The sequence below is a fragment of the Neisseria musculi genome (assembly GCF_014297595.2).
Taxonomy (GTDB): Bacteria; Pseudomonadota; Gammaproteobacteria; order Burkholderiales; family Neisseriaceae; genus Neisseria; species Neisseria musculi.
Genome location: NZ_CP060414.2, coordinates 562,375 through 581,770 on the forward strand (window position 1 = coordinate 562,375; position 19,396 = coordinate 581,770).

Genomic DNA, 19,396 nt, shown 5'->3' on the forward strand with positions numbered 1-19,396 from the left:
AATCAATATGAGTTAAGATAACTTAAATTAGAGAAATTTAAGATGGAATGAATTGTGGAAGCGAAAACTATCGGAGAGCGAATCCGAAAAATGCGAAAAGAGAGGAATTTGACTCAGCAAGATTTGGCAAGAAAGCTGAAAGATGTATCACACGTTGCCATTTCACAATGGGAGTCAAATACAACCAAACCAAATGCAGAGAATCTGTATGAGCTGTCAACTTTATTTGGTTGTGATTTTGGGTGGTTGCTAAAAGGTGAAGATGGGGGATCTACGAATGTCAAAATAATTCCAAATGTTTTTGCTGTACAAATTCCCATCTTGCGCTATGAAGATATCCGAGAGTTTGATGTGGCTCATCCTCTTATATCAATAACAGGAGAGTACATCATGACTGATATTCAAAGTTCGACATCCACCTTTGCTCTTAAACTCAAAGATGATTCAATGAGACCTGCATTTTCAGACGGAGATGTTATTATCATCGATCCTTTAGAAAATCCCGATCCGGGGGAGTTTGTACTGGCGCAAGTTGGAAACGATATTCTGTTTAGAAAGTACAGGATTGACAATCTTGATAAATTCAGCCTTCGACCACTTGATTCAGATTATCCGGTAATTTCATCAAGTGAAGCCAAAATTAAAATTATCGGTACTTTAGTTGAACATAGAATCTACAGAAGGAAGCGCTAACAGATAAGGCCGTCTGAAATTTCAGACGGCCTTTTGACAATTGCAGATTATGAATCTAATTTAATTTACTCATCTGGCCATTTTTGCCATTGGGGTAGTACAGCAACAACGGTCAGGTGTTTTTCTGATACCGTGTAAACGATGCGGTAGCGCAACGGATAAAGCTCGCGGGTGTTTTCAATCATACCCGGCTTGCCCATGTACGGTTGCGAAGCGGCCAAATCCAACAGCCGCTCAATCTCCTGAAAAGCTTTTTGTGCGGAATACATACCTGCAAAATCTTTTCGGGCATCCAATAACTTGTCCAACTGCCCAGATGCCTGCCCTGACCAAATGATTTTCACTCAGACGCCTCCTCGGCAGCCCATCGGGCAAATTTGTCTTCTATTTTTTTACAAACTTCCGAATGCTCAAACACCCGTCCGGCAGCAATATCGGTCAACCCTTTCTCGACTTCGGCGCGGACATAAGCCTCATATCGCTGACGCTCGATAAAATCGCGCATAAATTCCCGCACCAACTGGGAGGCATTGCGATCAGATAAGCGGGCAGCTTCCATAAATGCTTCTTTTTCTGCGTCTGGTACATTCATTATAAATTGAGCCATTTCAATCTCCTTTCATTTTTTGGATATATATTCAATATATATCAAATGGTTTTCTGAATCAACTAAAAATATTTATATTATTGAATATCAATATGTCAAGTTTAAATTTTAATTAAACTTAACATAATACTTGAGTTAAAATTTAAGTTATCTTAAAATCCAAGCCGTGGGTAGCCATTAGCAAAGCAATTACCCTGAAGATATATCAAAGTTCTTTAACAACTCGAATCGTAGCAACCGGCCTTCGGAACCCTGTCGTTCCCGATTTTAAAAAGCATATGCAGGCTTCGCCCGGAAACAACACGGCACACGCAGAAAAGGCTTCAAGCCTTTGGGTAAACCGCACAAACGGTTACGGACGGCATTCAACACGCCACCAAAAGAAAAACCGCTCATCCGGGGAGCGCAGCAGCGTCCGGTAACAGGCGGTTGTCGAACGTATAAACAATCGGGGCGTATCCCGATGCAGGAGCGATAATCTGCGGACAAGCTCCAAACTGCAGTTTGATTTTTTTGAGGCGGCCTCTTTGCAGGCAGATTCAGGGCTGAGTGCCCTTTGGTGTGCCGGTGATGCACACTCTTTATAAGACGGTCCCGCACACCGTCTTACGGTCTGTACCCGGACCCAGGCCCGTTTGCACAAGCGGGTTTCCGTGTAGGTACCGTTGTTTTACACGGATTGCGCCGTGAATGTAACAACGGTTGTTTTTATGACGGGCCAAGCCAACCGGATAAAGCCGTAAGCCCGTTGATTTTTATAAATATGCTATGATTGGGCGGTATGGAACTGCTGATTAATAAGGAGTGAAAGATGACGACTTCTTACGACACCGATTTTGCCGCATGGGCCGCCGAACAGGCAGGGCTGCTGCGCGCCGGTTTGGTGGACAAAATCGACTTTAGAAACTTGGCCGAGGAAATCGAAGATATGGGCAAAAGCGAGCAGCGGGCTTTGGAAAGCCGTTTGCAGGTTTTAATCTGCCATCTGCTGAAATGGAAGTTCCAGCCGGAGCGGCGGGGCAACTCCTGGAAAGCGACTATTAAAGAACAAAGATCAAGGGTGAGCGATCTTTTTGACGAATCCCCCAGCTTAAGGGGAAAAATCAATCAAGATGCTTTTTTTGCGAAAGTTTGGAAGTATGGCGTTACCTCTGCCGTAAAAGAAACCGATTTGGAAGAGTCTGTTTTCCCCGAATCGCCCGTTTGGAGTATTGTCGATGTTCTCAACAACGATTTTCTGCCCGACTGATTTCAGACGGCCGCAACACCAATCCCGCCCGCTTCAAACAAGCGGGCTTTTTTATATGCAAAACGGAGGATAAAACTATGAATACCCAACCTAAACAAATCTGTGAAATGGTGCCGGATAAAAACGAAACCGCAAAGTGCGGGACAAAGCGGCCGAAACCGCAGAACATTTCACCAACAGAGCCGATTTTTATGTGCGCTCGGGAAGCGGGATTTTCAATCTGAATCACAATGATTTTTCAGACGTGTTCACAGCGCAGAAGGTTGTGGAACGATATCTGCAAACGTTCCAATGGTATTTGGACGATTCGCCGCTGATTGGAGAGCTTGGAATCGATATTGGAAAAGAAGCCGCCGGTTTTAAAGAGCGGTTTGCCGCTTTTTTTGAAGAACAACCACGGGGTTAAGGCCGTCTGAAAACGCCGTTTCCGAAAAGAAACCGGTTTCTGCAGAGCTAAAAAACCGTTCCAGACGGCCTTTGTTTACCCCAACAATTTTTTAACCGTTGATTGTCTGATAGTCAGAAAGGACAGCCGTCATGCTCAATGCCCACCCGCAAACCCGCGCCGGTATCCGCATCGGCACAGACGACCCGGTGATGGCGGTGCTGTTGATGCAGCAGCGGATGTTCAACGAAGCCTTCTCCGAACACGCCGCCCGTCAAACCGAAATAAGCGGGGCTTTTTACGAGCGCATAAGCACGCACGAGCAAAACATCACGGACGCGGCGGCGAAGCTGGAAAAATACCGCGAGCAGTTGCCGGCCGAATTGGCGCAACACGCCGGCAGCCGAGCCCAAGAGGCGGAGCCGCGTATTGATGCAGCGGTATCCGCCCGTATTGCCAAAGATACCGCCGAGGCCAACGAGGCCTTTTTAGGCCGTCTGAAAAAGCTGCCGGCAATTGCATTTGCGGCGGTTTTGGTATTGATGATGCTGTTCGTTTTATTGGTAACTTGAGGGTTCTCCAATGGAATTCTTTCTTAGACGTTTTGTGGTTGGTTTTATCCTCAATCCTGTTCGGTTATTTTGTTATGGAAAATCTTTCTAATAATGAATGCTGACCTTGGTACTTGTCTTTGGCGGCTGCATTACTTTGCCGGCACTTAAAGAGTGATTAGGAGGATAGTAATGGATGAATTAAGAAAAAATTTTTAGGGGCTGTCCTAGATAACTAGAACAAATCCTGCTTTACTAATTGTTTTAAAATAGAAATTTGAAATTTTATCTCACTGTTGTTAAAACGCCATTCACACTCTTTCAAATACAGTTCAAAATGCTCTTTGGGAATGCCGTTAAACTTGCGTAAATGGCGTTTTGCTTGGTTCCAAAAGTTCTCAATTCCGTTAATGTGATTTTGTCGCTCAGCAAAATGTGTGCTGTGATTGATCCGAAAATGTGAAAATTCGCTCACATCAAGAACGTCATAACTTTTGTAACAATCGGTATAAACAATGCTGTCAGGCTTCACCTGCTCGCGGATAATTGGCAATAAAGTCGCAGTTTGTGTATTGGGTACGGCAACGGTGTAAACCTTACCATTACGCTTCAAAAGCCCGAATACAGCCACTTTGCCAGCCGCACCGCGACCACGTTTGCCTTTGCGTTGTCCGCCAAAATAGCTTTCATCAACTTCTACTTCACCATCAAGCATTTCCAGATGCGGGCTGTTGTGATAGATAAGTAAGCGCAAACGGTGGAAGTAATAGGCAGCGGTATTTTTATTGACGCTAACTAATTGCGCCGCTGTGCGAGCGGTAACACCTGCAACAAATAGTTCAATCAGTTTGTTTTGCTTGTACTGACTTAAACGACTTTTTCTCATAGGGATTATTCTAACCTGAAGTTAAATTTCCCTAGTTATCTAGTACAGCCCCAATTTTTATTTCTTTTGCCGGGGTATTTTACATTTGGTCGGAAGTTTGCCGTCATGGGGCAAATCTTTTCTTACCCGCGCCCGGTATATTGTTTCTTTAATGAGCAGGCTGGTTTTGGCTTTTGTGCTGCCGGTGTTTTTTCTCAAATCGTTAAAAAAAGAAATGGAAATGATCGAAAAAGCAGCCGGTGAATCGTTGGCAGGCTTGGCGGCAATGCTGTTCTGTCTGTTTTCCTTTTCTTTTCAAATTGCCGCCGCAGTCTTTGCTTTTTCGCACCAAGCGTGGCGCCATGTTGCAGATTGCGAATGGCGCACCGCCGGTGCCTGTCTGATTGTTGGGTCATTATGTCGTGTTTTTTATGTGTTGGAGTATCAAAAAAGTGATAACGATAGGGAAAAACACGGGAGAAATCGGATGCTGATTGAAGCTGCCCCCGCCGTCCGCACCGTCAAAGTCTCTGCGGGATACACCCCGCCGCCAAACCGGCTACCCGCATTACCGGCTGTTACCGGTACAGACAGAAGCAGGCAGATTCCACTGCCTGCTTTTTTACGTTTCTGCCGCAGACTATCTGATAATCGAGCCGAAAATCAAACGGCATTTGGCGGTCAGAAAGCTGGCGGAGTTTCTGAAAACCGCCACCTACCCCGTGTATGAAACCGTATATGGAGCATCACTGTGAAAACCTACGATGTAACCGAAGCGGCGGCCTACTGCAAATGCCATCCCGAAACGATACGGGAGCATATCCGCGCAGGCCGTCTGAACGCCTCAAAGCCCGGGCGGAAATACTGCATTACCCAGCCTGCCCTTGACGCTTTTCTGCATGATTCGGAAAATGATGCCGTGCAGGCATCGCTCGGAAACAGGAGTGAAGAACAATGCCGATTTACAAACGCAACAACGGCATATGGTATGCCGATATCTATTCGCCGGACGGTAAGCGCATTAGATGCTCGACTGGAACAAAATGTGAAAAGGAGGCACAAGAGTATCACGATAAACTGAAATACGACCTGTGGCGGGTAAAGCACTTTGCCGAAAAGCCCAAAATACTGTGGGATGAAGCCTGCCTGCGCTGGCTTCAAGAACGGCGCGACAAAAAGAGCCTGATCGACGATGAAACCAAAATCCGCAGGCTTACTGCCTTCAGGGGGCTGTATCTGCACCAACTGAACAAAAGCCTGATTATGGCCGAAATCGCCAAGATTAAAGGCAGCAATGCCACCAAAAACCGCTATCTCTCGTTTGTCCAAGCATTGCTCAACAAATGCGTCAGAGATTGGGGTTATTTGGATTCCGCGCCAAAGTTGGCAAGATATAAAGAGAGCAAACGGCGCGTCCGCTGGCTCAGACCCGATGAAGCGGAAAAGCTGGTTGCGGCACTGCCCGACTATATCGCCGAGATGGCAGTATTCAGCCTGAACACGGGCTTGCGCAAATCCAACGTATTGAATCTCAAATGGAAGCAAATCGACCTGGAACGCAAAGTCGCATGGCTGCATCATGACGAAACCAAATCAGGCCATGCCTTAGGTGTGGCACTGAACGATGCGGCATTATCCGTTTTATTCAAACAACGCGGAAAACATCCCGACTATGTGTTTGTCAACAGGCGCGGGCAGCCGGTGCGCGACATACAGAAGCCGTGGAAAAAGGCGTTGGAAGCGGTCGGCATCGAAGATTTCCGCTGGCACGACCTGCGCCACACATGGGCAAGCTGGCTGGTGCAAAGCGGCGTATCCCTGTATGCCCTAAAGGAGATGGGCGGCTGGGAAAATATAGAGATGGTGCAAAAATATGCCCATCTTGCGCCCGAACACCTGCACAGACATGCCGGCCTGCTTGATGGTGTTTTAGACACAAAATGGACACAGCTCAATTAACGGAGGAATTGAGAGAAGGTTTAATATATTGTTTTTATAATGTTAAATCTATGTGTTTTAAATAATTTTAAGTAATAGCTATCTGAAAAAATTTCAGACGGCCTCTCTTGGTTGGTGGGGGGGCTTAAGAGCGGCGCTGCAGCATCCACGATTCGATTTTACGCGCATCGTTTACACGGCTGAGGGAAGAGGGCGCATTCAGCAAAACGATAGTAACAGGCTGGTTTTGCACATTCGCGCGTACTACCATTGAGCGGCCTGCTTCACGGATATAGCCTGTTTTCTGTAGCTCAATATTCCAACTGCCTTCACGTACCAGCGAATTACTGTTTTTATAGCTGGCTTGGCCGCGGTTGGTATAAACCGAACGGTGGTTAGATGTGCTGTTGCGGCGGATAACCGGATATTTGCTGGCGGCTTGAACCAGCTTGTTTAAATCGTTGGCTGTAGATACATTGCGGAAATCCAATCCGGTAGGTTCGTAAAAACGTGTGTCAACCATGCCCAAACTTTGAGCCTTGCGGTTCATGGCATTCACAAATGCGCTCATGCCGCCAGGGTAGCTGCGGCCAAGTGCATGGGTGGCACGGTTTTCGCTGCTCATCAGGCTCAGGTGTAGCATTTCTGCGCGGGTCAGCGTGGTACCGATGGTTAGGCGGCTGCCGGTGCCTTTGAGTCGGTCGATTTCGGCTTCGGTAATGGTGATGTGCTCACTCATGTTTTGATCGGCATCAAGCACTACAATTGCCGACATTAATTTGGAAATTGAGGCAATGGGCATTACGCGGTTGGGGTTTTTCTGAAACAGCACTTCGCCGGTTCTGTTGTTTACAATCAAAGCAGATTGCGAGGCGAGAAGCGGGCCGGCATAAGCGGCTTGGGCTTCCACTTGTTCGGCGGCATTCATGGAGGCAAAGGCGCCGATCGGGTCGCTGTCTATTGGAAAGTTTTGCTCTAAAAATTGGCCGAGAACATCTAAATCATTAGAGACTGCGGGCACTGAGAAGGCGGCCAGCCCGATGCTCAGGCAGACGGCGGCGATTTTTTTAGTGAAGTTCATTTTAGCGGGTTCCGTAAGTGTTTTGTGGACTCGAAAGCAAACGGTAATACCGTTCTTGGAAAATATATGCGGTGCAGATGGGGGTGGTTTTTTAATCAATCGGTGCTGTTTTGGAATGATTAACGGATTATCATGGAGTAAAGTGTGCTTGTAAAGTAAATAAGGTATATTTTTCATCAGTTTGCGTTATTTTTTACGTTTCCGTTGCATTTTTTATGTAAAAAAGCCGTCTGAAAGATTCAAAAGGCAAATTAAGCGGCGTAATTTGATAAACGGGCGGATAATATTTATACTAAGTTAAGTTACTTTGGGACAGCCTGCTCCGTGATGCTGTCCAATTCATATTTATATTATTATATTAGGCTGAAGAATAAAATATGTCTGAAGAAAAGCGCTATTGCTCGTTTTGCGGTAAGCCCGAGCATGAGGTAAAAAACCTGATTGAAGGCGAACACGCCTATATCTGCAACGAATGTGTGGAAACCTGCGGCATTATGCTGCAAAACCCTAATGATGATTCTATGCAGGAAACGGCAGGAACGGAAAACAAGCTGCCTACTCCTGCTGAGATTGTAGCCAACCTTAACGACCATGTTATCGGGCAGGAACAGGCGAAAAAAGCACTAGCCGTAGCAGTATATAATCATTATAAGCGTCTGCGGCAGCCCCAAAGCAATGGCAAGGTGGAATTGTCGAAAAGTAATATCCTGCTGATAGGCCCCACAGGCTCGGGAAAAACCCTGCTGGCGCAGTCGTTGGCGCGCAAGCTTGATGTACCGTTTGTGATGGCCGATGCCACCACACTTACCGAAGCGGGCTATGTTGGCGAGGATGTCGAGCAGATTATCACCAAGCTTTTGGGTAAGTGCGATTTCGATGTGGAAAAAGCACAGCGCGGCATTGTGTATATCGATGAAATCGACAAAATCTCACGCAAAAGCGACAACCCTTCGATTACCCGTGATGTGTCGGGTGAGGGCGTGCAGCAGGCATTGCTGAAACTGATTGAAGGCACAGTGGCCTCGGTGCCGCCGCAAGGCGGGCGCAAGCACCCGAATCAGGAGTTTATCAATGTCGATACCACCAATATCCTGTTTATCTGCGGCGGCGCGTTTGCCGGTTTGGAGAAAGTAATCCGTCAGCGCACCGAAAAAGGCGGTATCGGTTTCGGCGCGGTAGTGAACAGTAAAGACGAAAATGCTGATATTACAGCGTTGTTTGAAACCGTAGAACCCGAAGATTTAATCAAATTCGGCCTGATTCCCGAGTTAATCGGCCGTTTGCCTGTGATTGCCACGCTGGCAGAGCTGGATGAAGATGCCTTAATCAATATTCTCACCGAACCGAAAAATGCGCTGGTAAAACAATATCAGGCTTTATTTGCGATGGAAGGCGTGGAGTTGGAGATCTTGCCTTCCGCCCTGCGAAGCATTGCCAAGCAGGCAATGGAGCGTAAAACCGGTGCGCGCGGTCTGCGTTCGATTATCGAACGCTGCTTGCTCGACACCATGTATATGCTCCCCGATTTGCAAGATGTGAAAAAAGTGATGGTAAATGAAAATGTGGTTGAAAAAGGCGAAGGCCCCAAGTTATTGAAAGCAGACGGTAGAGAATATTTGGCAACCGCCGCGTAAACTGCAAAACAGTATGATGAAAGTTGGAATTATCTGCAACAGCTCAGGCCGTCTGAAAAATTTTCAGACGGCCTGAGCTGTTGCAAAGGATTGAAGCCTGATTGGGTGTAGGCTGCCGGATTATTATAGTGCTTCCAGCACGGCATTGCCCATTTCAGAGCAGGAAACCTGCCGTGTGCCTTCTTCGTGGATGTCGGCGGTGCGCAGGCCATGCTGCAACACTTTCTGCACGGCGGTTTCGATTTGCTGTGCGCGTGTTTCATCGTTGAGGCTGTAGCGCAGCAGCATGGCGAGCGACAGAATCGTGGCCAGCGGATTGGCTTTGTTTTGGCCGGCAATGTCGGGCGCGGAGCCGTGCGAGGGTTCGTAGAGGCCTTTGCCGGTTTCGTTGAGCGAGGCTGAGGGCAGCATGCCGATGGAGCCGGTGAGCATCGAGGCTTGGTCGGAAAGGATGTCGCCGAAAATATTGCCGGTGGCGATCACGTCAAACTGTTTGGGCGCGCGCACAAGCTGCATGGCAGCGTTATCGACATACATATGGGTGAGTGTTACATCGGGGTAATCTTTGGCGGTTTGGTTGAAAATTTCCCGCCATAGCTCGGTGGTTTCCAGCACGTTGGCTTTATCTACCGAACACAGTTTTCTGCTACGTTTTTGTGCGGCTTCAAAAGCAACTTTGGCAATGCGGCGGATTTCGCTTTCGCTGTATTTCATGGTGTTGAATCCTTCACGTTCGCCGTTTTCGAGCGTGCGGATGCCGCGCGGTTCGCCGAAATAGATGTCGCCGGTGAGTTCGCGCACAATCAGAATATCCAGCCCGGCTACGACTTCGGGTTTCAGGGTGGAAGCGTTGGCGAGCTCTTTGTAAAGCACGGCAGGGCGCAGGTTGGCAAACAGGTTTAAATCTTTGCGGACGGCCAACAGGCCGCGTTCGGGGCGCAGCGCGCGCTCGAGGTTGTCGTATTGCGGGCTGCCCACCGCGCCCAGCAGCACGGCATCGGCGGCACGGCACAGTTTTTGTGTGTATTTGGGGTAGGGGTGTCCGTATTCATCGTAGCCTGCACCGCCGATAGGGGCGTATTGATATTGCACATCGAGGCCGTCTGAAATCAGCCGGTCCAACACGCGCACGGCTTGGGCGGTGATTTCGGAGCCGATGCCGTCTCCGGGCAGAATAACGATTTGTTTGCTCATTTCGGGTTCCTTTGTTGATGATGGGTTGGCTGAACGGGCTTGATTGTACCGTTTTTAGTGGGAAAGATGTTGCCGCCGGCAAGGTTTTTCAGACCGCCGCCGTGCCGAATGCCGTTCAGGGGCGGAACTTCAACCGGGCGGTGCAGACGAGGGCGATAAACCCTCATGCCGTCTGAAAAATATTATAATGCCGCTTATGAAACTGATTACTTCCGCCCGTAACGAACAGCTCAAGCATGTGTCGAAACTGCTTTCACACGGCAAAGCCCGCCGTGCGCACGGCCAAACCGTGTTGGAGGGCGTGCATCTTTTGCAGGCCTGTCTGCAGGCGGGGGTGCGGCCGATTCAGGTTTATGTGCCCGAACACAAACGCTGCGCAGGCGAAGCGGGCGCGCTGCTGGCGAAATTGCCCGAACACTGTGTTACGCCGGTGGCGGCCGGGGTGCTCTCGAGAATCAGCGGGCTGGCCCAAGCCGAGGAAGTGCTGACGCTTATTGATATTCCCGCGCCGCCCGCGCGGCCGCGGCAGGGTGATTGCGTGGTGCTCGATTGTGTGCAGGATCCGGGCAATGTGGGCACCATCATGCGCAGCGCAGCGGCGGCGGGCGTGCAAAAGTTGGTGTTGGGTCAAGGTTGCGCCGATGCGTGGGCACCGAAAGTTTTGCGCGCGGGCATGGGGGCGCACTTTCTGCTCGATGTGTCTGAGTGCGTGGATTTGGCGCAATGGTGCGCGGGCTACGGCGGCAGTATTTGGGCAACTGCTTTATCGGCAACCAACGGGCGCAATCTTTATGATACCGATTTAACCCGCCCCGCCGCGTGGGTGTTCGGCAATGAAGGCGGCGGGGTGTCGGCAGGTTTGCTGGCGCGCGCAACCGGCTGTGTCAATATCCCGATGGCGGGGGCAACCGAATCGCTTAATGTGGCGATGGCGGCAACAATTTGTTTGTTTGAGCAAATGCGCCAGCGGCTTTAACGGTATGCTTTGGCGTCATTTTCAGAAACGGCATATTCAGACGGCCTGTTTTCCCGGCCGTCTGAACAAGCGAACCACCACAAGGAACACGAAACCATGTTTGACGAATCTTCCCGGCAGCGTCTCGCATATCTGCTGGATCACAAAGCGGAAACCGGCGCCACCATGCGCTGCGATGAGGTGCAGGCCTATATGCTGGCTCTGCTCACCGGCCCCGATGAACTGAAAACCGGCGAATGGCTGCCCGAAGTGATGGGCGGCGAGCACCGGTTTACCCCTGCCCAAGAGCAGCAAATCGAATCGCTGGTGTTGGAGATGGTGCTCGATATGCGCATGAAGCTCGACAACAAAATGTTGCCCGATTTATGGCTGTATGACGATGAAGCGGGCAACCCCGATTTCCACACCTGGTGCAACGCCTATCTGTATGCCCTCGATGTGGTGCCGACCGACTGGTTCGAGACTGCGAACGATGAAGAATTCGAAGATTTGTTTTACCCCATCATGGCTTTGGGCGGCATTTACGATGAAGACGAAAACGGCGAAATGGTGCTGCATCTCACCACCCGCGAGCTTACCCAGCTTGAATCCGAGCTGCCCCATGTGCTGCTGGATATTTATCACTACTGGCAGAGTATGAAAAACAAACCGCAAACCGTGCGCCGCGAAGGTGCCAAAACAGGCCGCAACGACCCCTGCCCCTGCGGCAGCGGCAAAAAATACAAAGCCTGCTGCGGCAAAGAGCAGTAAACATCATGCCGAAACTTTTGCAAAAACCGTTTTCATGCTGAATTTACTTATATTTCGTCATGCTTGAGCTTGGCCCAAGCATGACGCAAGCGTTTTTAAGGTGTCGAAAAGAATTTTGCAAAGGCCTCAGGCCGTCTGAAAACCTTTCAGACGGCCTCAACCCACCACCAAGCGGGCTTTCATTTATGAACCGATTCGATTTAAACGCCGCCATCGGCATCAACCACAGCGGTGCGCCGTTTTTCCAAGCCGACTGGCCTGCGCCCGCCAATGTCAAAACCCTGATCACCACCCGTAACGGCGGCGTGAGCGAAGGCGTGTACCGCAGCCTGAATGTGGGTGCGCATGTGGGCGATGCGCCCGAACACGTCCGGCAAAACCGCGAAATAGTCGGGCGGCAAACCGGCGTGCCGGTAGTGTATCTCAACCAAATCCACAGCACGGTGGTGGTAAATGCCGCCGAGCATACCGGCAGCAGCCCGCCCGACGCGGATGCCTCGTTCGACACCACCGGCACCGCAGCCTGCGCCAGCATGACGGCCGACTGCCTGCCCGTGTTGTTCTGCAACCGTGCGGGCACCGTGGTGGCCGCCGCCCACGCGGGTTGGCGCGGATTGGCGGGCGGAGTGCTGCAAAACACCGTTGCCGCCATGAATGTGCCGCCCGTTGAAATCATGGCCTATCTCGGCCCCGCCATCGGCCCCGAAGCCTTCGAGGTGGGGCAGGATGTTTACGATGCCTTCTGCACGCAAAACCCCGCAGCCGGGCAAGCTTTCGAGCCGATAGGCAGCGGCAAATATTTGGCCGACATCTACCGTCTTGCCCGCCAGGCTCTGCAAAACGAAGGCGTGGGTATGGTTTACGGCGGCAACCGCTGCACCGTGCTGGAGCGGGATACCTTTTTCTCTTACCGCCGCGAAGGCCGAACCGGCCGTATGGCCAGCATCATTTGGCTGGAACAACAGCCCGGGGCTCTTGCAAAAACACCGTAAGGCCGTCTGAAAAGGTTGGGCCGTCTGAAAAGGTTGGGCCGTCTGAAAAGGTTGGGCCGTCTGAAAAGGTTGAGGCCGTCTGAAAAGGTTGAGGCCGTCTGAAAAGGTTGGAGCCGTCCGAACAAGCTGAAAAACGGTTTCAGACGGCCTGAAGTTGCCGGCTGGCCGGAACGCTGCCGTGGCGTGCTCCACATCGGGCGGCGGTTCGACCGTCCGGCGTTAAACCACGCCTGCCGAAAACACAGGCATTGCGGTACAATGCCGCTTTTATCCAACCGACTGCCGAAACATTATGAAAGCCAGCCAATTTTTCATTTCCACCTTAAAAGAAGCCCCCGCCGAAGCCGTGCTGCCCAGCCACCGGCTGATGATACGCGCAGGCCTGATCAAAGCCGCTGCTTCGGGCTTGTATACTTGGATGCCGATGGGCTTGCGCGTTTTGCGCAAAGTGGAAAACATCGTGCGCGAAGAAATGAACCGCGCCGGCAGCGTAGAGTTGCTGATGCCCGTGGTGCAGCCTGCCGAATTGTGGCAGGAATCCGGCCGCTGGGAGTTTTACGGCAAAGAGCTTCTGCGCATCAAAGACCGCCACGGGCGCGATTTCTGCATGGGGCCGACCTGTGAAGAAGTGATTACCGATATTGCGCGCAAAGAAATCACCAGCTATAAGCAACTGCCGAAAAACTTCTACCACATTCAAACCAAATTCCGTGATGAAGTGCGCCCCCGTTTCGGCGTGATGCGTGCGCGCGAGTTTTTGATGAAAGATGCTTATTCGTTTCACGCCGATTACGAATCGCTGGTGAACGAAGGCTATCTGCCCATGTATCGCGCTTACTGCCGCATTTTCGACCGCCTGGGTTTGAACTACCGCCCCGTTGCCGCCGACACCGGCAGCATCGGCGGCACCGGTTCGCACGAGTTCCAAGTATTGGCCGAGAGCGGCGAAGATGTGATTGCCTACAGCGATGCTTCCGACTATGCTGCCAATGTGGAGCTGGCGCAAACCCTGGCGCAAACGGGAAAACGCGCCGCCGCCGCAGAAACCCTCACCAAAGTGCACACGCCCAACGTGAAAACCATTGCCGCGTTGGTGGAATTTTTGAACATTCCCATCGAGCGCACGCTGAAATCCATTGTGGTGGAAGGCAAAGAAGAAGGCGAAATCGTACTGCTGCTGCTGCGCGGCGATCACGAGTTTAACGATATCAAGGCCGAAAAACTGCCCGGCATCAAATCGCCGCTCGCCATGGCTTCGCCCGAAGCCGTTCAGACGGCCTTCGGTGCCAACGGCGGTTCGCTCGGCCCGGTGGGCTTCAAAGGCAGGGTTTATGCCGACTATGCCTGCGAGAAACTGGCCGACACCGTTATCGGTGCCAACGAAGACGACCACCACTACACCGGCTTTAACTTCGGCCGCGACTGCCCCGAGCCGGAATTTGTCGATTTGCGCAATGTGGTCGAAGGCGACCCCAGCCCATGCGGGCAAGGCCGTCTGAAACTGGCGCGCGGCATCGAAGTGGGGCATGTGTTCCAACTGCGCGGCAAATACTCCCAAGCCATGAACGCAAGCTTTCTGGACAACAACGGCAAAGCGCAAATCATGGAAATGGGCTGCTACGGCATCGGCATCACCCGCATCGTGGCCGCTGCCATCGAGCAGAACCACGACGAGCGCGGCATCGTTTGGACGGAAGCAATGGCGCCGTTTCAAGTGGTGATTGTGCCGATGAATTATAAAAAATCCGATGCGGTGAAAGCCGCCGCCGACCATCTTTATGCCGAGTTGCTGGCGCAAGGTGCCGATGTATTGTTGGACGACCGCGATGAGCGCGCCGGCGTGCTGCTTAACGATTCCGAGCTGCTGGGCATTCCCCACCGAATCGTTATCGGCGACCGGGGCTTGAAAGAGGGCACGGTGGAATATGCCCGCCGCACCGATAACGAAGCGCAAAACGTGCCGGTGAAAGAAGTTGCGGCCAAAGTGATGGCTGCGCTGAACGCTTAAAATACTGCGCTGCGTTGATGCGTTGATTTTCCCGAGCCGGTGAAAATCAAACTTAAATTAAAGGCCGTCTGAAAAAAGATTTTACCGGATAACGGCGGTAAATATTTTTCAGACGGCCTTTAATATGCTTGAATATGCTTGATGCGGTTTTAAAGTTTAAGCTGCAACGGGCAGGGCAGCATGCCTGAGTTTGTTGGGGGGGGGGCCGGCGCGGCACTTGCCGGCAACGGGCGCAGCCGGTTTGAAATCGGTGTTTCGGCCAAATGCTTTTTCTTGCGGCTGCCCATAAAAAACCGGGCACCGGCCCGGTTTTTATCTGCAAATCATTTTTTGCACGCTTCGGAAGTTATTCGGAAAGCACATAGCCGTCTTCATCCCACACGGTTTTTTTGACCAGGCTGCCGTCCAAATAGACCGCCTCCGATTTTTTTGCGCCGTTCGGGTGCCAATCGAGCATAATGCCGTTGCGGCGGCCGTCGTCCAATACAATTTCCGAAAGCAGCAGTCCGTCTTCGTTCCAGCTTACGATGTTGATCGGCTTGTCGTCCTGCATCACCATTTCGGTTTTCGGCTTGCCGCTGGCGTACCACTGTTTCCAAAAACCGTTTGCTTTATCGTTTTTAAACTGGATTTCGCTCTCTTTGTTGCCGTTTTGGTAATAACGCGCGCCTATGCCTTCGCTCTTGCCCGCAGAATAAGGCATCACGGCAGATTTTTTGCCGCTGGGATACCAGTTGGTCCACACGCCGTCGGGTTTGCCGTTTTTGTAGGTGCCGCTCATTTTTTTCCGGCCGTTGAAATGCCACAGGGTGAGGGTGCCGTTATTGAGTGTGGGCACGAATATTTTGATTTGGGCAGCCGGAACTTGGTAGGGGTCGGAATATTTTTTCATCGAAGGATAATAAAAATCCTGCACTTGCGCAGCGCCGTCTTTGATTTCGTATTGGCGGACATACGCTACTGCCGACATGGCGGCGGTAAGCTGCCCTTGTTGGTTGAAATAAATTTCGTGTGTTTGCGCGCTTGCCGTCAGCGCAATGCCTGACAGCACCCATGCGGTTAATCCGGTATGCCAAAACCGTTTCATATTATTTCTGCCAGTAAGATTTTACGTTTACAAATTCATATAGGCCGAATTCGGATAATTCCCTGCCGTAGCCCGATGCTTTTACGCCGCCGAAGGGCAGGCGCAAATCGCTGCTGGTATGCCGGTTGATGTAAACCGCGCCGGTTTGCAGCTTGGCAGCAAACTGCCATGCTTTTGCGGTGTCTTTCGCATAAATGCTGGCACCGAGTCCGAAAGGGGTGTCGTTGGCCAGCGCAACGGCGTGTTCTTCGCCCAAAGCACGCAGGATAACGGCAACGGGGCCGAAAACTTCTTCATGATATACGCGGCAGTTGTGATTGACGTGATCCAGCACGGTGGCCGGATAGAACCAGCCTTTTTCGCTGCATTCGGGGATTTGGCCGCCGCACAATACGCCGGCGCCGTTTACCAGCGCATCAAGCACTTGGCAGTGGATTTTTTCGCGCAGATCGCGGCGGTGCAGCGGTGCCAGTGTGGTTTGCGGGTTCATGGGATCGCCGGTTTTCAATTTGGCGCATTCTTCGAGAAACAGCGCAATAAATTCATCAGCCACCGCTTCGGTAACGATAATGCGTTTGGCGGCATTACACGATTGCCCTGCATCGCGGAAACGCGAATAGCAGGCATCTTTTGCAGCTTGCGGCAAATCCGCATCGTTCATCACGATAAACGCGTTGCTGCCGCCTAATTCCAGCACGGTTTTTTTCATATACAGGCCGGCCTGCGCCGCCAAGCGGCGGCCGATGGCGGTTGAGCCGGTGAAGGCCAGCGCATCGGTGCGGGCAACGGCATGGCGGACATCGGGCTCCGCCAGCCAGGCTATATCGAGCGGTAAGTCTTTTCCTACCAATTCAAACAAGGCTTCGGTTACCCGGCCCACGCTGGGCGCGGGTTTCACCATGCAGCCGTTGCCTGCGCACAAGGCAGGAACGGCAAAGCGCAACACCTGCCAAACGGGGTAGTTCCACGGCATCACGGCCAGCACGATGCCCAAAGGTTCGAAGCGCACCTGGCTTAAGGCGGCCTGTGTGGCGATGGTTTTATGTGCCAGCAGTTCGGGGGCAAGGTGGGCATAATAGCGGATAAGCTCCACCGATTTATCCAACTCGGCCTCACATTCGCGCAGGCAGCGGCCGACTTCTTCGCAAATCATCACGGCCAGGCGGCTGCGGCCGGCGGCCAGCCTGTCGGCAAAGTCATGCAGCAGGGCGGTGCGCTCGGTTACTTTTAAGGCGGCGAATCTGTGCTGGCGCTGCTGCAGGCGGCGCAGCTCGTATTCAAACTCTTCCATAGGCTGCGCGGGGCGTTCGTATAGGGTTTTGCCGCTGAGGATATGTGTGCTGCGAAACACGGTCTGCTCCGGAAAATACTGCTGCGCCCACTATCGGTTTGCGCTGTGCAGCTTGTTGATATTATGCATTATATCGTGGTGTACCTCATATTTTAAAGGCATTTCCCGAAACAGGTGGAAAATGTATTTCAGCGGTGTTTTACCGATATAACCGGCGATTTGGTTACTTTGAAAACCATCGTGGAAAACCATTGCGGCAGAAAGCTGATTCTGCTTTATTCTGAGGCCGTCTGAAACGCGGATTATGCTGAATAACGGCAGCCAATGTTTTTCAGACGGCCTATGCGGTTCCGGCGTTTCAGGCAGCAGCCCGCAGCATTGCAACTGCCGTGCAGAAGCGGCTGTTTTCGTTTACAATCGCCCATTCAAATCCAACGGAACAGTTTTAAGAGGAAACGCCGTGAACACAATGCCAAAATACATCGCTTTGCTGACGGCTTCGGCCTTGGCTTTGAGCGGTTGCGATAAAATCAGCAGCTTTTTCGGTGAAGAAGGAAAACCGCAGGAAGACTTGGTGAAAAAAGTGGAAACCAAAACCGCAGAGGGCAAGGTAGAAATGCTGCTGCCCGATTTCACCAAACTGGTGGAGCAGGAAGGACAGACGGTGGTGAATATCCAGGCCACCAAGGCAAACCATGCGGAGCGGCGCCGCGATAACGGCATGGATTTGAACCAGTTTCCCGATAACGATCCGTTTTACGAGTTTTTCAAACGCCTCGTGCCCAATATGCCCGAAATGCCCGATCAAGACGATGAGGGGGAATTAAACTTCGGATCGGGCTTCATCATCAGCCCCGATGGTTATATTCTCACCAACACACATGTGGTGGGCGGCATGGCCAATATCAAAGTGGTGTTGAACGACAAGCGCGAATATTCGGCCAAATTAATCGGTTCCGACCAACAGTCTGACGTGGCTCTGCTGAAAATCGATGCCGCCGGCCTGCCGGTGATTAAGGTGGGCAATGCCAAAGATTTGAAACCGGGCGAGTGGGTGGCCGCCATCGGCGCGCCGTTCGGTTTCGACAACAGCGTTACCGCAGGCATCGTGTCGGCCAAAGGCCGCAGCCTGCCCAATGAAAACTACACGCCGTTTATCCAAACCGATGTGGCCATCAACCCCGGCAATTCGGGCGGTCCGCTGTTTAACCTGCGCGGTCAGGTGGTGGGCATCAATTCGCAGATATACAGCCGCAGCGGCGGTTTTATGGGCATTTCGTTTGCCATTCCGATTGATGTGGCCATGAATGTGGCCGACCAGCTGAAAACCGCCGGCAAAGTGCAGCGCGGCCAGCTGGGTGTGATTATTCAAGAAGTTTCTTATGATTTGGCCAAGTCGTTCGGCTTGGACAAGGCTTCCGGCGCCCTGATTGCCCGCGTGCTGCCCGGCAGCCCCGCACAGCGTGCGGGTTTGCAGGTGGGCGACATTGTGCGCAGTGTCAACGGCGAAGAAGTCCGCCAGTCCAGCGATCTGCCGGTAATGGTGGGCGCGATGCCGCCGGGCAGGGAAGTAACGCTCGGCGTGTGGCGCAAAGGCAAAGAAAGCACGGCGAAAGTGCAGCTTGGTGCCAACGGCCAGGACAGCGAAATGAACGGGGAGCAGGCCTCTGATCCGTCATACACGCCGGGAGGGGAAACATTCACTATTGAAAACACCGGCTTAACCCTGCAAACGCGTACAGCCGCCAACGGTAAACGTTTGGTGGTGGTGAGGGCCGAAGGTGCCGCCCAGCGCGCCGGCCTCAAGCGCGGCGATGAAATTCTGGCGGTGAGCCAAATCAATGTGGAAGACGAATCCACATTCCGCAGCGCGCTGGAAAACACGGGAAAAACCGTGCCTTTGCTGGTGCAGCGTAACGGCAGCACGCTGTTTTTGGCGTTAAATCTGCAATAATCCCGTATGTTGGTTTTCAGACGGCCTTCAGAAACGGCAGGCCGTCTGAAATATTTTCCGGCAGCGGTATAGGGATCTATGGAACGGTTTGTTGCGGAGTGGCGGTATTTCCTACCGCATCGGCACCGGGCGGTTTTTACG

20 protein-coding genes are annotated in these 19,396 nt (G+C 51.8%); 13 read left to right on the forward strand and 7 right to left on the reverse strand.

Going from position 1 to position 19,396, the window contains the following annotated elements:
- Window positions 1–54 precede the first annotated feature (54 nt).
- A complete protein-coding gene (locus H7A79_RS02850; protein ID WP_135037386.1) occupies window positions 55–693 on the forward strand; it encodes a LexA family protein in 639 nt (212 codons plus the stop codon).
- 65 nt (window positions 694–758) lie between these two features.
- Here the strand turns inward: H7A79_RS02850 and H7A79_RS02855 are convergent, their stop codons facing one another.
- Window positions 759–1,001 carry a type II toxin-antitoxin system RelE/ParE family toxin gene (locus tag H7A79_RS02855; RefSeq protein WP_187000246.1) on the reverse strand — a complete coding sequence of 81 codons (243 nt, stop codon included), beginning with the start codon at window positions 999–1,001 and terminating at the stop codon, window positions 759–761.
- Window positions 1,002–1,033: 32 nt separating this feature from the next.
- Window positions 1,034–1,300: a hypothetical protein gene (locus H7A79_RS02860; RefSeq protein WP_135037392.1), complete on the reverse strand. Its 267-nt coding sequence runs from the start codon at window positions 1,298–1,300 to the stop codon at window positions 1,034–1,036.
- 811 nt (window positions 1,301–2,111) lie between these two features.
- Here H7A79_RS02860 and H7A79_RS02865 point away from each other — a divergent pair.
- The 3 genes from H7A79_RS02865 to H7A79_RS02875 all read left to right on the forward strand — a co-directional run bounded on the left by H7A79_RS02865 (window position 2,112) and on the right by H7A79_RS02875 (window position 3,506).
- The gene (locus H7A79_RS02865; RefSeq protein ID WP_187000247.1) at window positions 2,112–2,549 is read left to right on the forward strand and encodes a DUF29 domain-containing protein; all 438 of its coding nucleotides are present in this window, start codon (window positions 2,112–2,114) and stop codon (window positions 2,547–2,549) included.
- Between the two features lie 136 nt (window positions 2,550–2,685).
- Window positions 2,686–2,955: a hypothetical protein gene (locus tag H7A79_RS02870; protein ID WP_187000248.1), complete on the forward strand. Its 270-nt coding sequence runs from the start codon at window positions 2,686–2,688 to the stop codon at window positions 2,953–2,955.
- Window positions 2,956–3,086: 131 nt separating this feature from the next.
- On the forward strand, window positions 3,087–3,506 hold the full coding sequence (locus H7A79_RS02875) for a hypothetical protein (RefSeq protein WP_187000249.1): 420 nt from the start codon (window positions 3,087–3,089) through the stop codon (window positions 3,504–3,506).
- 214 nt (window positions 3,507–3,720) lie between these two features.
- On the opposite strand, the gene H7A79_RS02880 is transcribed toward H7A79_RS02875, so the two are convergent.
- On the reverse strand, window positions 3,721–4,371 hold the full coding sequence (locus tag H7A79_RS02880) for an IS1595 family transposase (protein ID WP_186999880.1): 651 nt from the start codon (window positions 4,369–4,371) through the stop codon (window positions 3,721–3,723).
- 166 nt (window positions 4,372–4,537) lie between these two features.
- Between H7A79_RS02880 and H7A79_RS02885 the strand changes: the two genes are divergently transcribed.
- Genes H7A79_RS02885 through H7A79_RS02895 form a run of 3 tightly spaced genes read left to right on the forward strand, consistent with a single transcriptional unit; the run spans window position 4,538 to window position 6,309 of the window.
- Window positions 4,538–5,080 (forward strand): hypothetical protein, encoded by a 543-nt coding sequence (locus H7A79_RS02885; protein ID WP_246407831.1) that lies wholly within the window; start codon window positions 4,538–4,540, stop codon window positions 5,078–5,080.
- Window positions 5,081–5,101: 21 nt separating this feature from the next.
- Window positions 5,102–5,431, forward strand: coding sequence for a helix-turn-helix domain-containing protein (locus H7A79_RS02890; RefSeq protein WP_187000250.1), 330 nt, complete (start codon window positions 5,102–5,104; stop codon window positions 5,429–5,431).
- Window positions 5,347–6,309 carry a tyrosine-type recombinase/integrase gene (locus H7A79_RS02895; RefSeq protein WP_246408119.1) on the forward strand — a complete coding sequence of 321 codons (963 nt, stop codon included), beginning with the start codon at window positions 5,347–5,349 and terminating at the stop codon, window positions 6,307–6,309. The genes H7A79_RS02890 and H7A79_RS02895 overlap by 85 nt, the downstream gene beginning before the upstream one ends.
- 124 nt (window positions 6,310–6,433) lie before the next feature.
- On the opposite strand, the gene H7A79_RS02900 is transcribed toward H7A79_RS02895, so the two are convergent.
- Complete coding sequence (locus tag H7A79_RS02900; RefSeq protein ID WP_187000999.1) at window positions 6,434–7,369, reverse strand: serine hydrolase; 936 nt, start codon at window positions 7,367–7,369, stop codon at window positions 6,434–6,436.
- Between the two features lie 377 nt (window positions 7,370–7,746).
- Here H7A79_RS02900 and clpX point away from each other — a divergent pair, with 377 nt between their 5' ends.
- Complete coding sequence (clpX, locus tag H7A79_RS02905; RefSeq protein WP_135037123.1) at window positions 7,747–9,003, forward strand: ATP-dependent Clp protease ATP-binding subunit ClpX; 1,257 nt, start codon at window positions 7,747–7,749, stop codon at window positions 9,001–9,003.
- Window positions 9,004–9,126: 123 nt separating this feature from the next.
- Here the strand turns inward: clpX and leuB are convergent, their stop codons facing one another.
- The gene (leuB, locus tag H7A79_RS02910; protein WP_187001000.1) at window positions 9,127–10,197 is read right to left on the reverse strand and encodes a 3-isopropylmalate dehydrogenase; all 1,071 of its coding nucleotides are present in this window, start codon (window positions 10,195–10,197) and stop codon (window positions 9,127–9,129) included.
- 196 nt (window positions 10,198–10,393) lie between these two features.
- On the opposite strand from leuB, the gene H7A79_RS02915 reads away from it, so the two are divergent.
- The 4 genes from H7A79_RS02915 to H7A79_RS02930 all read left to right on the forward strand — a co-directional run bounded on the left by H7A79_RS02915 (window position 10,394) and on the right by H7A79_RS02930 (window position 14,923).
- Window positions 10,394–11,173 carry a TrmH family RNA methyltransferase gene (locus H7A79_RS02915; RefSeq protein ID WP_187001603.1) on the forward strand — a complete coding sequence of 260 codons (780 nt, stop codon included), beginning with the start codon at window positions 10,394–10,396 and terminating at the stop codon, window positions 11,171–11,173.
- 96 nt (window positions 11,174–11,269) lie between these two features.
- The gene (locus H7A79_RS02920; RefSeq protein WP_187001604.1) at window positions 11,270–11,923 is read left to right on the forward strand and encodes a YecA family protein; all 654 of its coding nucleotides are present in this window, start codon (window positions 11,270–11,272) and stop codon (window positions 11,921–11,923) included.
- Window positions 11,924–12,108: 185 nt separating this feature from the next.
- A complete protein-coding gene (gene pgeF, locus H7A79_RS02925; RefSeq protein ID WP_187001605.1) occupies window positions 12,109–12,915 on the forward strand; it encodes a peptidoglycan editing factor PgeF in 807 nt (268 codons plus the stop codon).
- A gap of 292 nt (window positions 12,916–13,207) precedes the next feature.
- The gene (locus H7A79_RS02930; RefSeq protein WP_187001001.1) at window positions 13,208–14,923 is read left to right on the forward strand and encodes a proline--tRNA ligase; all 1,716 of its coding nucleotides are present in this window, start codon (window positions 13,208–13,210) and stop codon (window positions 14,921–14,923) included.
- 346 nt (window positions 14,924–15,269) lie between these two features.
- On the opposite strand, the gene H7A79_RS02935 is transcribed toward H7A79_RS02930, so the two are convergent.
- Together H7A79_RS02935 and H7A79_RS02940 are read right to left on the reverse strand one after the other, a co-directional pair.
- Window positions 15,270–16,010 (reverse strand): toxin-antitoxin system YwqK family antitoxin, encoded by a 741-nt coding sequence (locus tag H7A79_RS02935; RefSeq protein ID WP_187001002.1) that lies wholly within the window; start codon window positions 16,008–16,010, stop codon window positions 15,270–15,272.
- A 1-nt stretch (window position 16,011) separates the two neighbouring features.
- On the reverse strand, window positions 16,012–17,301 hold the full coding sequence (locus H7A79_RS02940) for an aldehyde dehydrogenase family protein (RefSeq protein ID WP_434968550.1): 1,290 nt from the start codon (window positions 17,299–17,301) through the stop codon (window positions 16,012–16,014).
- A gap of 469 nt (window positions 17,302–17,770) precedes the next feature.
- Here H7A79_RS02940 and H7A79_RS02945 point away from each other — a divergent pair, with 469 nt between their 5' ends.
- Window positions 17,771–19,255, forward strand: coding sequence for a DegQ family serine endoprotease (locus H7A79_RS02945; protein ID WP_167743116.1), 1,485 nt, complete (start codon window positions 17,771–17,773; stop codon window positions 19,253–19,255).
- Window positions 19,256–19,396: the final 141 nt, after the last annotated feature.

What these genes read in the sequence shown, in the direction of transcription:
- H7A79_RS02860 (WP_135037392.1), bottom strand. Translation starts at nt 1,300, where the DNA reads ATGGCTCAATTTATAATGAATGTACCAGACGCAGAAAAAGAAGCATTT.
- H7A79_RS02865 (WP_187000247.1), top strand. Translation starts at nt 2,112, where the DNA reads ATGACGACTTCTTACGACACCGATTTTGCCGCATGGGCCGCCGAACAG.
- H7A79_RS02875 (WP_187000249.1), top strand. Translation starts at nt 3,087, where the DNA reads ATGCTCAATGCCCACCCGCAAACCCGCGCCGGTATCCGCATCGGCACA.
- H7A79_RS02880 (WP_186999880.1), bottom strand. Translation starts at nt 4,371, where the DNA reads ATGAGAAAAAGTCGTTTAAGTCAGTACAAGCAAAACAAACTGATTGAA.
- H7A79_RS02900 (WP_187000999.1), bottom strand. Translation starts at nt 7,369, where the DNA reads ATGAACTTCACTAAAAAAATCGCCGCCGTCTGCCTGAGCATCGGGCTG.
- clpX (WP_135037123.1), top strand. Translation starts at nt 7,747, where the DNA reads ATGTCTGAAGAAAAGCGCTATTGCTCGTTTTGCGGTAAGCCCGAGCAT.
- leuB (WP_187001000.1), bottom strand. Translation starts at nt 10,197, where the DNA reads ATGAGCAAACAAATCGTTATTCTGCCCGGAGACGGCATCGGCTCCGAA.
- H7A79_RS02915 (WP_187001603.1), top strand. Translation starts at nt 10,394, where the DNA reads ATGAAACTGATTACTTCCGCCCGTAACGAACAGCTCAAGCATGTGTCG.
- H7A79_RS02920 (WP_187001604.1), top strand. Translation starts at nt 11,270, where the DNA reads ATGTTTGACGAATCTTCCCGGCAGCGTCTCGCATATCTGCTGGATCAC.
- pgeF (WP_187001605.1), top strand. Translation starts at nt 12,109, where the DNA reads ATGAACCGATTCGATTTAAACGCCGCCATCGGCATCAACCACAGCGGT.
- H7A79_RS02930 (WP_187001001.1), top strand. Translation starts at nt 13,208, where the DNA reads ATGAAAGCCAGCCAATTTTTCATTTCCACCTTAAAAGAAGCCCCCGCC.
- H7A79_RS02935 (WP_187001002.1), bottom strand. Translation starts at nt 16,010, where the DNA reads ATGAAACGGTTTTGGCATACCGGATTAACCGCATGGGTGCTGTCAGGC.
- H7A79_RS02940 (WP_434968550.1), bottom strand. Translation starts at nt 17,301, where the DNA reads ATGGAAGAGTTTGAATACGAGCTGCGCCGCCTGCAGCAGCGCCAGCAC.
- H7A79_RS02945 (WP_167743116.1), top strand. Translation starts at nt 17,771, where the DNA reads ATGCCAAAATACATCGCTTTGCTGACGGCTTCGGCCTTGGCTTTGAGC.